10 protein-coding genes are annotated in these 12,055 nt (G+C 53.1%); 7 read left to right on the forward strand and 3 right to left on the reverse strand.

Annotated features, from left to right (window positions below; genetic code table 11):
* On the forward strand, positions 1-798 hold the full coding sequence (locus JOE21_RS07520) for a MetQ/NlpA family ABC transporter substrate-binding protein (protein ID WP_309864394.1): 798 nt from the start codon (positions 1-3) through the stop codon (positions 796-798).
* Between the two features lie 177 nt (positions 799-975).
* Here JOE21_RS07520 and JOE21_RS07525 read toward each other — a convergent pair whose 3' ends face one another.
* The gene (locus JOE21_RS07525) at positions 976-1,626 is read right to left on the reverse strand and encodes a YigZ family protein (RefSeq protein ID WP_309864396.1); all 651 of its coding nucleotides are present in this window, start codon (positions 1,624-1,626) and stop codon (positions 976-978) included.
* 488 nt (positions 1,627-2,114) lie between these two features.
* Positions 2,115-3,047, reverse strand: coding sequence for an LCP family protein (locus JOE21_RS07530; protein WP_309864398.1), 933 nt, complete (start codon positions 3,045-3,047; stop codon positions 2,115-2,117).
* 163 nt (positions 3,048-3,210) lie between these two features.
* On the opposite strand from JOE21_RS07530, the gene JOE21_RS07535 reads away from it, so the two are divergent.
* From JOE21_RS07535 to hbs, 6 genes are all read left to right on the forward strand, one after another.
* The gene (locus tag JOE21_RS07535) at positions 3,211-5,499 is read left to right on the forward strand and encodes a S8 family peptidase (protein ID WP_309864401.1); all 2,289 of its coding nucleotides are present in this window, start codon (positions 3,211-3,213) and stop codon (positions 5,497-5,499) included.
* Between the two features lie 235 nt (positions 5,500-5,734).
* Positions 5,735-6,937, forward strand: coding sequence for a methionine adenosyltransferase (metK, locus tag JOE21_RS07540; RefSeq protein ID WP_309864403.1), 1,203 nt, complete (start codon positions 5,735-5,737; stop codon positions 6,935-6,937).
* Positions 6,938-7,172: 235 nt separating this feature from the next.
* Positions 7,173-7,571, forward strand: coding sequence for a hypothetical protein (locus tag JOE21_RS07545; protein WP_309864405.1), 399 nt, complete (start codon positions 7,173-7,175; stop codon positions 7,569-7,571).
* Positions 7,572-7,629: 58 nt separating this feature from the next.
* Positions 7,630-9,279 carry a DEAD/DEAH box helicase gene (locus JOE21_RS07550; RefSeq protein WP_309864407.1) on the forward strand — a complete coding sequence of 550 codons (1,650 nt, stop codon included), beginning with the start codon at positions 7,630-7,632 and terminating at the stop codon, positions 9,277-9,279.
* Positions 9,280-9,281: 2 nt separating this feature from the next.
* Positions 9,282-9,992: a ComFC family protein gene (locus JOE21_RS17905; protein ID WP_510183843.1), complete on the forward strand. Its 711-nt coding sequence runs from the start codon at positions 9,282-9,284 to the stop codon at positions 9,990-9,992.
* Between the two features lie 153 nt (positions 9,993-10,145).
* Positions 10,146-10,418 (forward strand): non-specific DNA-binding protein Hbs, encoded by a 273-nt coding sequence (hbs, locus tag JOE21_RS07560; protein ID WP_309864410.1) that lies wholly within the window; start codon positions 10,146-10,148, stop codon positions 10,416-10,418.
* Between the two features lie 70 nt (positions 10,419-10,488).
* Here the strand turns inward: hbs and JOE21_RS07565 are convergent, their stop codons facing one another.
* Entirely contained in the window at positions 10,489-12,027 is a 1,539-nt protein-coding gene (locus JOE21_RS07565) for a Na+/H+ antiporter NhaC family protein (protein WP_309864413.1), read from the reverse strand.
* Positions 12,028-12,055 lie beyond the last annotated feature (28 nt).

The following is a 12,055-nucleotide window of genomic DNA, read 5'->3' on the forward strand; positions in this document are numbered from 1 at the left end:
ATGAAAAAACGTCTGTCGGTTTTGTTCAGTCTATCTTTGGCCTTGGTGCTTGCCGCTTGCGGAGGGGGGCAAGGGGAGGCGCAAACGTTAAAAGTAGGTGCCACCCAGGTTCCCCACGCAGAAATATTGGAACACGTCAAACCCCAATTGGAGAAAGAAGGCATCCAGTTGGAAGTGAAAGTATTCCAAGATTATGTCCTGCCCAATAAATCGGTGCAGGAAGGGGAACTAGACGCCAACTATTTTCAACATATTCCTTGGCTTGAAGCGACCAACCGGGAGCAGGGTTGGGATCTGGTGGAGGTGACGGGGGTTCATATCGAACCGATGGGTGCCTATTCTGAAAAACTGGATGATCTTTCCCAATTGAAAGACGGTGCCACGGTGGCGCTTCCCAATGCGACCAGTGAACTTACCCGGGTGCTGCTGTTGTTGGATGATGAAGGCTTGATTGAGCTGGATGACCGTGAAGGAGATAAAACGGAGAAAAATATCCAATCCAACCCCCACGATCTCAATTTTAAATTGTTGGAGGCTGCTACTTTGCCACGGGTACTGGATCAGGTGGACTTAGCCGTCATTAACACCAATTATGCGTTGCAAGCCAACCTTGATCCCGAGAAGGATGCACTCTTTCGGGAAGGTTCGGAATCCCCGTATGTAAATGTGCTGGCGGTGAAAAAAGGAAATGAGGATAACGAAGCCATTCAGAAACTGTCTGAAGCCCTTACCTCTGACGAAGTAAAGGTGTTCATCAAAGAAAAATACGAGGGGGCCGTGGTGCCGGCCTTTGAGTAAAATAGAGAACCGAAAACCCCGCAGCCTAAAAGGCCGCGGGGTTTTCTTTTTTCAGAAGAAATCCTTCATCGGAAAAGGCTTCAGGGCGTGACCGATCAATCGATGGGGGCCCCGGGTCGATATGGCTCCCCGAGTGTCTCGCATGTACGGATGCCCCGGGGATTCCAAGGGGAACAGTCATTCCACCCCGTTGCCATTTCGCGGGCGATAATCCAGTTCCCCAAGAGTAATCATCCCCTGGCCGCTGGTCAGTTCGGCAACCATGTCCTGCACGGGAGCTTCCCGTCCAGCAGGAACCCATACCGACCATTGAACACGGTCGGTAAAGACGGGGGAATCCATTTCGTAACCGGTTTGACGCAACTGGTGCTCCACTTTTCCCATCGTGGGGTAATCCACTAGGATGTGAACCTGTCGGTGCAGTACCCAATCGACTTCTCCCGCCGCGTCCAGGCCGGCGCTTGCTCCTTGACTATATGCCCGTATGAGGCCTGCAGCCCCCAGCTTTACTCCGCCGAAATAGCGGGTAACCACGATCGCAGTGTTTCGAAGCTGCCGGTTTTTGATCACTTCCAGGATGGGACGGCCGGCAGTTCCCGCCGGTTCCCCGTCATCGGAAGAACGTTGAATTTCCGAAGGATCGTAAACGATATACCCATAACAATTATGAGTGGCGTCCCAGTGCTTTTTTGCGATCCCCTGAATGAACCGCGAGGCCTCCTCCTCTGTATCGACACGTTCGACATAAGTGATAAAACGGGATTTTTGGATGATGATTTCGGTTTCTCCATACGCTTTAACGGTGCGGAATCGGTCCGGCGACAGCAAAAAACTCTCCTCCTACCCATTGTCGAGATGCGCAGTTTGTCTGTTTATTCTGCGATAGAACCCATTCTTTTGAAAAGCTTTGTCGAAAGGGTAGCCGCAAAAAACGGGCCTGGTTTATGCTGTTGACCACAGACGAGCCCAACGGCTCAAAAGGGAGTGGTTTAAATGGTCATGATCGGGATCTCCACCGTTTATCGGGAGTGCTTGGTGTCAATCGATCGTCTCGGAAAAAGGGTTCTGTGGGAATCAATCATCAGGGGAAAATTTCACCCAGCCGGTTGCCAAGGCACTTTCGCTCCATCAAGCATACCAGTTTCAGACTTTCGTGCCAAAGGGATCGACGAAAGACTTGCGGAAGGGAGCCCAATCTTTCGAATCGGTGAGCAAAGAAGAGGACCGCCTCAGAAAGCCGGACCTCTATAGGGGAGAATGGGATATCAGATAAGCATAAAGGATCCGTCAACCGATTGGAAAGAAAAAAGAGACGGTCACCCATCGATTTGCAGTTCTTTCCGCAGAATATCTCGGATTCGATTCCGCTCCTGTTGCGGGACCACCAGATAATAACGATCATTCCACTCATCAACCCCTTGCAGGTGCAACACCTGCATTCGATCCGGGGGGAGGGAGCGAATGGTGGCAGCCAAACGCCACATCTCCCAAGGGGACAGATCAGTATCCACATGGCGAATCAGGGTGGGCATCCAAGCTTGCATATTCAACAAAGAAGAAAAACGGGTGCCCCGTTCCCACAGATCCCCCAGTACCTGCTGCTGTCGGATGTGGCGATCGTAATCGCTTCCGCCGGTTCGGTCGCGCACATAAGCTAACGCTTGCGAACCGTTCAGATGCATCGGTCCTTGCCGAAAGTGGTGTCCTTTATAGGAGAACGACTTCTCCACCTCAACGTCGACCCCGCCCATTTTATCAATGATGCGTCGGAATCCGCCCATGTCGATCTTCAGGTGATGGTGAACCGGGACGTCCAAAAAGGTTTCAACCGTCCTTACAGTGGCTTCTACCCCGCCTCCCAGTGCATAGGCATGATTGATCTTATCCCAGCGCTGTCGGCCGCCTTTCAGTCGGAGGAGGGTTTTGGTGTCACGGGGAATATTCAACAAGGTAACTCTTTTATGAGCCGGGTTGAGCACAACCAACATGATGGCGTCCGTTCGTCCTTTATCCCCTTTGCGGCGGTCAACCCCCATCAGAAGCAAACTGACCGGTTCTTTGGAGGGAGTCGGGAGGAGGGACTGAGAGGGATTTGTGGTTTTTGGTGGATTTGTTTGGCCGATGGTCTGTCGTTTGATGGGAGCGGAATCTGTGGATGGATGACTCTTGTTTTGGATACCCCAGGACAATAGGATCGCTCCCGTCAAAAGGGCGATGATGGCGAGACCAATGGAAACCCAACGATTCATGATTCCAACCCCCGGCACAAATGGTGCTTCCTTTCACGAGCCTTATGCTTTCCCGCCTGTTGCTGAATCATTCCGGTGTCCAATGCCCGTTCGTCAGTCCCCATCGATCCGTTTTTTTGGTAAGCTTATGGTACCAATAGCTTCTTAGGGACGGGGCGGAGCGATGAGAGCATGGATAAGGACCGGATGGGTCACCCTCTTCATACTGATCCTGTTGGTGGCTTGCCAGCCGCCAGGGATGGAAAAAGGGCCGGATCCTGCCAGGGAGGAACCGGTGGAAAAGGGAAAAGCGACAGTGGAGAAACAATGGGTCGTCAAATGGAAGCGGGATGAGCCGGATCCCCGTTTCCTGGAGTCTGTTCGTGTCCTGCACCGTTCAGATGAGAATGATGGAGTGACCATGCTGGTGGAGTTGAGGAAAGGAGTGAAAGAGGAGGGATGGTTGGAACGGTGGTCCGCACATGAGCAGATTGAGTTTATTCATCCCAATCAAACCTATAAGGTGGAACAGCGCGATTTGGCAGACGCTCGCACACAGGATCGCTACTACCTGGAACGGATTCGTGCCGCAGATGCATGGGAAGCCATGGATTGGCCCGTTCAATCCCGAGTCATTGTGGCGGTGGTGGATACAGGAGTCGAAATGAATCATCCGTCTTTAAAGCCTTACTTGGTTCCCGGAGTCAATTTACGGGATCCAACCCAGCCGCCGCAAGATTATATGGGGCACGGCACTCATGTCGCCGGGGTGATTGCCGAGGTCTGGAACGGATGGAAACGGGGGGCGGATCCGGGAGGGTCCGCTCGAATAATGCCGGTGAAAGTGATGAGTGATGGCAAAGACGGAGATGTTTACTTTACGGCTGAAGGGATCCGGGAAGCCGTTCGCCGCCATGCTGATATCGTGGTGTTGGCACAGGGGAGTTGGACCTATTCCGAAACCATGGCGGATGCTGTTCGGTATGCGGAGGAAGAAGGCGTCCTGGTGGTGGCGGCTACAGGAAACGCCAGCATCGATCAGAATCAGGATATCGTCTATAATTACCCCATCTATTATCCCGCCGCTTTTCCCGAAGTCCTGGGTGTGGGATCAGTCGGGAGAGACGGAAAAGTGGTCTCTACTTCCAATGGAGGTCCTGGAATCGATGTAGTGGCACCGGGGGAAGCCATCGTGGCCGCCGTGCCCGGGGGCGGAGAAAAAGCCGATTCGGGCACTTCCTTTGCCGCTCCGCAGGTGGCGGCGTTAGCGGCATTAATCAAGGGGCAGGATCCCACAATCAAACCGCGGGATATCCGTACGCTGATTCGGCAGTCGGCACAATCCGGGGGGGAAGATCGCTGGAACGAATGGGAAGGGTATGGAGAGATCGATGTGTTGGCCGCCCTGACCCAGAAGGTGAAGCCGGATATGTTTGAGCCCAATGATTTTTTCGAAGAAGCGATGCCTATGTCCAGGGATCAGCGGTTGGAAGCGGTGTTGTCGGGAAGTCAGGATACAGACTGTTTCCGGATTATGACTCCCTATGAGGGAGTGCTGACCCTGCGGGTGACGGGAAAGAAAGAAGGAATGCGTTCCGTCACGTTGCGCGGTTCGGGGCCGGGGGAAGAACCGGTGGAATACGAGGGAGAGGAATTGACAGAAATTCATGTGAACGTGGACCAATATGAGTGGACTTTTTGTCTGTCCATCCGAGATGATCGGGATTGGGCGTATTCGTTGAGCAATGAATTTCGTCTCCAACCGGACGAGTATGAAAACAATGACCAGCGGTGGAGTGCGTTTAAGGTGAACGTTGCTCCCGGATTTTCCTCTTTCCAGGGAACGTTTCACAAAGAAAGGGATTACGACTGGTTTCGTCTCGATTTTAACGAACCCGGAACCTTGCGTCTCCGGGTGGATAGTTGGACTCCAAGGGGCGACCCTGTTCTTTATCTGCAGGAATCGGGGAGCTGGAAGGGGATCAAGGTGGATGAAGAATCGGAAGGAAGACCGGAAGAAGTGGAGCTGGATGTGGAAACGGGGAGTTTGTTTGTACGTGTCTCCGATTACGGACTGAATGCCATTGCTGACCCATACCTGTTAATGGTGGAGTTTCAACCGGAAACCAGGGATGAGTATGAACCCAACGACACTTCCCGTCAAGCCACCCCGCTGCCCAGTGAAAAGGAGATTCGGGGACGGTTGGCGGGGGGATCGGACCTGGATTGGTTCACTTTCGTTCTGGATGAAACGGAACAAGTCCGTTTTCATTTTACGTTGGACGAGGGGGCTTCCCGTTCGGTAACGGTGGCGTTGTATGATCAAGATCTCCGAGCGAGGGAAATGTTGGTACTCGATCCTGAAAATCCGGAAGGTAAGATGACGGCTTCGTTAGCGCCAAACCGTTATTTTCTCCGTTTTTCGGGGGAAGGGGAAGAAGAGCGGGGATACCGGTTTCGGCGGGTAGAGTGATGGTTGCGTTCCTGTAAGTGGATCGCTCGTGGAGAGTGCTGGAAGAAAAAGAGGGGACATCCCCTCTTTCCCTTGTCATGGATGCCCTTTTCTTGTATTCTGGTAATGATTTTGTGCGAGAAGCATGAAAGATCAATGGCTAACCCGCACCAATTTCGGTCAGCGGGACCGTCTTTCCCTCAGGGAAGGATCTTTTTCATATGGATAGAGGCATTCATGAGAAGGAGGAGAAACAGTGTCAGCAAACCTTCGCCGCAGTTTGTTCACGTCGGAATCGGTTACTGCAGGGCATCCTGATAAAGTATGTGACCAGATCTCCGATGCGGTATTGGACGAAATTCTTTCCCGGGATCCCAATGCCCGGGTTGCTTGTGAAACATCGGTCACCACTGGTTTGGTATTGGTGGCTGGGGAAATATCCACCACTTGTTATGTAGACATCCCTAAAATTGTGAGGGACACGATTCGAACGATCGGTTACACCCGTGCCAAGTATGGGTTTGATGCGGAGACCTGCGCGGTTCTGACCTCCATCGATGAACAATCAGCCGATATTGCCGCTGGGGTGGATGAAGCTCTGGAAAAACGGGAAGGCAGTATGACGGAGGAAGAGATTGAAGCCATTGGTGCCGGTGACCAGGGTTTGATGTTCGGGTTTGCCACTGATGAAACTCCGGAATTGATGCCATTACCGATTTCCCTGGCCCATCGTTTGTCGCGTCGCCTCCATCAAGTTCGGATCGATGGAACATTGGCGTATCTCCGTCCTGATGGCAAAACCCAGGTGACTGTCGAATATGAAGGGGACAAGCCGGTACGAATCGATACCATCGTCGTCTCCACTCAACACTCTGAAGAGGTATCCCTGGAGCAAATCCAAGATGATATCAAACAGCATGTGATTTTGCCCGAAGTTCCGGAAGCGATGTTGGACAATGACACCCGATACTTCATCAACCCGACAGGTCGGTTTGTCATCGGTGGTCCGATGGGGGACGCGGGACTGACGGGGCGCAAGATTATTGTGGACACCTATGGCGGGTATGCCCGTCACGGCGGTGGTGCTTTTTCCGGTAAAGATCCGACCAAAGTGGATCGCTCCGGTGCGTATGCCGCCCGTTACGTTGCCAAAAACCTCGTAGCTGCCGGCCTGGCCAACAAATGTGAGGTGCAATTGGCGTATGCCATTGGAGTGGCCCAGCCGGTATCGATCCGTGTGGATACCTTTGGTACCGGACGGATTGAGGAGGAAAAGCTGGTGGCATTGGTCCGCAGACATTTTGATCTGCGCCCGGCTGGAATTATTCGTCAACTGGATTTGCGTCGTCCTATTTATCGCCAAACTGCCGCTTACGGACACTTTGGTCGCTTGGATGTGGATCTCCCCTGGGAGCGCACGGATCAAGCGGACAAGTTGAAACAGGAAGCTGGATTGTAAGGAATCGATCATCCATTAAACCGCCTTTGGGCGGTTTTTTAATGGATTCAGCAATCAATCCCATTGATGGAATCAGTTGACAAACCTTTCTTTCCACCGTAAAGTGAAGAAGAACGCAGCATGAATAAGCCTGCCGAACCCCTTTCTTTTCCTCCGCATATACTGGGGGCAAAGGAGGAGCTTCCTTTCAGTACACAATTGGGAGGGGCTTCGCCCAAAGGGGAGGGTGCCGGCGATGGAATGGTGGTTGCTGTGGGGAACCCTTCTGATTATCGGAAGTGGTGGGTTAATAGCCTGCTTTTACCGAATTTTATGTTTTCCATTCCGGACTCGTTCCGGCCGCCTTGTATTGGTTACCCGGAATAATCAGGGGACCATCGAATGGATCATTCGCTCTTTCTTCTTTTGGCGTCGAATGTCGGGAAAGCCGGAAGATCTGGTTTGTCTGGACGCAGGCTCACTGGATGACACAGGACCGATATTGCTCCGCCTCAAACGACGTTATCCGGGGATGAAAGTGTGTTTCTACCCGGATGAGGTGCCGGAGAAGGCATTGAAACTGCATACGGATTGCGCCAGGCAAGACACGGATGTATGGGACTTGCGGGATGACGCGCGATCGCAATCATCATGATGAACGGACGGACCCCCTGGTGGCAGGGAGGGTCCTTTTTTGTGGAGGGGGTGGTGGTGTGCAGTGGGTACGGTATGAGGTGAAGGGATCGACATATGATACGTTTTGCATCGAAGTGGACAGGCTGTTCTGGGCAGTTAGAGGAAAGAAGTGTCGCATCCTGGATGGACGATGGCAGCCAGGTACATCACCCTTCACACCGGATCCGCTGGCTCCAATCGAAAGCGGTGAGGGGCTGAAACCTGTACAAGTGCAATGGGCCCTGGAGGTAGCAAAAGCGAATGAGTGGAAACCCCTGTTGGGTGGACGGGCTCTGTTAGCGACAGAGGTGTCAGCTTTTCTCGATAGCAGGGGTAAACATTTGATTCAAGAAGGATGGCGAACGTTGCGAATATTGGTGTTGACAGGCGCAGCCCGTCTATTTCCAGGGGTGAAGGTGCAGGGATCGGCTTTGCGTCGGCGCTGTTTTCGGTGTGGAGCCGGTTTCGGAGGAATCCGGAGAACACGATGTGCTCGTTGCCGGGATGTGTGTTATTACTGTGATCGTTGTTTGGTGATGGGCAGAAGCCAAGCCTGTATCCCACTGTTCTTATTTGAGCCACTGGCCTCGCATTTGCAGCACTCTGTTTGTGCTCAACTTTCCTTTACGCTATCGGGTGCTCAACGGATGGCATCAAGACGATGCGCCAGTTGGTGGGAAGACGGGGAATCGGATACCTTGCTGCTGAGCGCGGTTACGGGAGCGGGAAAAACGGAGGTGCTCTTTGAAACCTTGGCACGGGCTCTGTCCCGGCGCCCTCCTGTACTGTGGGCGGCTCCCCGCCGTGATGTGGTGGTGGAAGTGGCTCAGCGCTTATCTCGTGCATTTCCCTCTGTCACCACGGTTACGCTGCACGGGGAGAGTGGACAAACGTGGCGGGAGGGGGAACTGTATGTTGGCACGGTTCACCAAACGATGCGTTTTTATCGCCGCTTTTCACTGGTGGTGGTGGACGAAGCTGATGCTTTCCCCCTCCAGACGAACCATCACCTTCAAGCTTCTCTGGATCGCGCCCGTCATCCTGACGGCAAGCGTATTCTGGTAACGGCTACTCCGTCGACATCCTGGAAGCGGGAGTTTAAACGCAATCATTGGCCGGTGGTGACACTTCGGACCCGCCACCATGGCCGGCCGTTGCCGGAACCCCGGATTATTCGGGCGTGGGGGTGGCATCGACGGATGACGGCGAGGCGAGCGACTGCACCATTGGAAGCATTTGTGGAACAAGTCTTCCGGACAGACGGACAAGCGTTGATGTTTGTTCCTCGAATGGCCGATGGGAAACGATTGATCACCTGGTTGAAAGATTGGATGCACGTTCCTCTGGAAAAGGTTGCTTTTGCGTCTTCACGGGAGGAAGAACGGGCACGCCATGTAGAAGAATTTCGACGAGGGGTCCTGAGGCTGTTGGTCACCACGACGATCCTGGAAAGGGGAGTGACCGTACCTCGCTGTCATGTCCTAGTTGCAGGAGCGGATCATCCGGTTTTCGATTGTTCTTCTTTGGTTCAGATTGCCGGTCGTGTCGGCCGGTCAGCCGATTATCGCAAAGGGGAGGTGTGGTTTGTTTCTCGAGTGGTGACAGGGGAGATGTTACGGGCCAAGGAAGTGATTCGATCCTGGAACCGGGGCACCCGTCAGAAAGGAGGGGTGGAGGAGGGAAGGTAGCTGTGAAGTGGATTGATTGGTTTTCCCCGCCTGCCCGGTGTGTGTTTTGTGAGTCATCGGTACCGATTTCCTGGGGAAGGGGCTGGCGGCGCATATGTAAAACGTGTCAGGAGCGATTGGAGCCGATCCGGGGACCTTGCTGCCACCGATGTGGTCGGATAACCGAATCAGGTATGGGGGGCCGCTCTTGCGGCGACTGTAAGCAGTGGGGATCGACCTGTCTAGAGGCAAACCGCAGTGTTTGCACATACAGTCGTTTTGCAAGAGAGCTGGTTTGGATGCTGAAATTCCGTGGGAAAGAAGAGTGGGTCGTACCGATGGGGGAGATGATGGCCGAGTGTTTATGGGAAACTGGATGGAAAGCACAGGGAATCACCTTTGTCCCCCTGCACCCGGATCGATTGACGGAACGGGGCTTTAATCAAGCGGAACGGCTGGCGAGTGTGATTGCGGACCGGACGGGCCTTCCTTTGTTACCGGTCCTGGAACGGACTCGCCACACCCCCTCTCAAAGCCGGCGGGGTCGTATGGAACGATTGGCCGCTATGAAAGAAGCGTTTCGCGTTTCCCCTTTTATCAACCGACAGGGTCTTCCCCGATCCTGGATTTTGGTGGATGATGTTTATACCACGGGAGCCACTCTGGTAGATTGTGCTCGGGCTTTGACGGATACGGGTGACTGCCGGGTTCGTTCTCTTACCTTTGCCCGATGATGGAAAATGGGGGTGCTCCTTACAGGGGCAGCAACTAGAAACGGATGGTTGCGAGATTTCTTGTGTCTCATCAGGTATAAAACCCCACAGGGTGGGAAAGAAAGTGAATGTGGATATCTTCTAAACTAAAAAACTCATAGGGAGTGATTTGGAATGAACAAATCGCAATTGATTGAACGTGTCGCCGAAGCCACTGGAAAGACCAAAAAGGAATCCACCCATCTGGTTGAGACTGTTCTGGAAACCATTTCCGAAGCTTTGCAAAAGGGCGAAAAAGTCTCTCTGATCGGGTTTGGCAACTTTGAAGTAAGAGAACGGGCTGCTCGGACCGGCCGTAACCCCCAGACCGGAGAGGAAATCCAAATCGAAGCCAGCCGCGTACCGGCCTTTAAGCCGGGTAAACAATTGAAAGAAGCAGTCAATTAAAATAAACGAAGCCTCCCTTGAATGGGAGGCTTCGTTATTTGAGAAGTTCAAGATGGGATTACAGGATCCATCAAGGAGCACAGATTGTCTTTCTCATGACAACCATGACTGCACCCAACACCAACAGGCAGGCCAGAAGAGCGATCCAGACGTTGCCGACAAATCCCAACACGAGATATCCAATCAGTGTGATTCCGGCGACGATCAACGCGTATGGCAACTGTGTCATCACGTGATCGATATGATGGCTGCCGGCCCCGGTGGATGAAAGGATGGTCGTATCGGAAATCGGAGAGCAGTGGTCCCCAAAGATCGCTCCAGCCAGTACCGCAGCCAGCACTGGCAGCATTAATGCCGGTTCAGTCACAGCGGCGATTTCACCTGCGATCGGGAGCATGATCCCAAACGTACCCCAGGAAGTCCCGGTGGTGAAAGCCATGAAACCGGAGATGATGAACAGGAGTGCCGGCAGTAACGCGACAGGAATGTGGGCATCTACAAGTCCAGCCAGATAAGTTCCCGTTCCCAAATCGGAAATGATCGAGATGATGGTCCAAGCAAAGATTAAAATATAGATGGCCGGCAACATGGACCGGATTCCGGCCCACAGACTGGAAAGGAGACGTGGGGCGGAACGGCGGAGCAGCAAGTTTTGAACAAGAGAAACGGTGAGACCTAACAGACCTCCGTAGAGAAGAGAAACCGCAACATCCGTGTTTTCAAAAATGGAGAGCAGGGTGACGGCTCCTTCTGTCGCTGTTGCTCCGGTCCACACCATGGAACTGACGGTTCCGGCAATTAAAGCCAGGATTGGCCAAAGAAGCCCGCCGACATTTCCATCATCGCTTCCTTCTTCTCGATGATCCCCCGGTACCTTACCCTTGTCCGGATCCACTAGTTGACCGGACTCCACCGCCCGCTGTTCATGCTTTTTCATCGCTCCGAAATCCAAACGGTACCAAGCTACACCCAACACCATCAGAATCGCCAGGATCGCGTAGAAATTCATCGGCACCATCAGCATAAACGCTTGCAAGGCTCCATAATCGGTCACGGCATGGGTCGTCAGAATGCCTGCGATCACGGTGATAATGTATGCCCCCCAACTGGAGACGGGGGCGATGACGCAAATGGGAGCAGCGGTCGAATCGATCAGGTAAGCCAATTTGGCCCGAGATACCCGATGCCGGTCTGTCAAGGGGCGGGCGATATTGCCGACAGTCAGACTGTTAAAGTAATCGTCGATAAAAATAATGATTCCTATCCAGATGGTAACCAATTGCGCACCGATCCGGGTTTTAACCCGTTTCATCGCCCATTCTCCAAAAGCCGCACTCCCACCAGACAAGGAAATGAGAGCCGCCATCATGCCCAGCAACAGCAAGAAGAGGAGGATGTAAAATTCCCAGTCGTTGATCGCACCGTCCACGTAAAAGAGATCGCGCACGATGCCGGCAATCTGGCTCAAACTTTCTCCGATCTGAAAATCGTTGATGATCAATGCTCCTGCTACAATTCCGGCACCTAACGACACCAGCACCCTCCGGGTAAGGATGACCAGCAGCAGGGCGAGTACCGGCGGTATCAATGACCAAACTGTCTCTTCCATACTTTTCTCCCCTTTACTGTTGGATGGT

Origin of the sequence: Desmospora profundinema (genome assembly GCF_031454155.1) — a bacterium.
Taxonomy (GTDB): domain Bacteria; phylum Bacillota; class Bacilli; order Thermoactinomycetales; family DSM-45169; genus Desmospora; species Desmospora profundinema.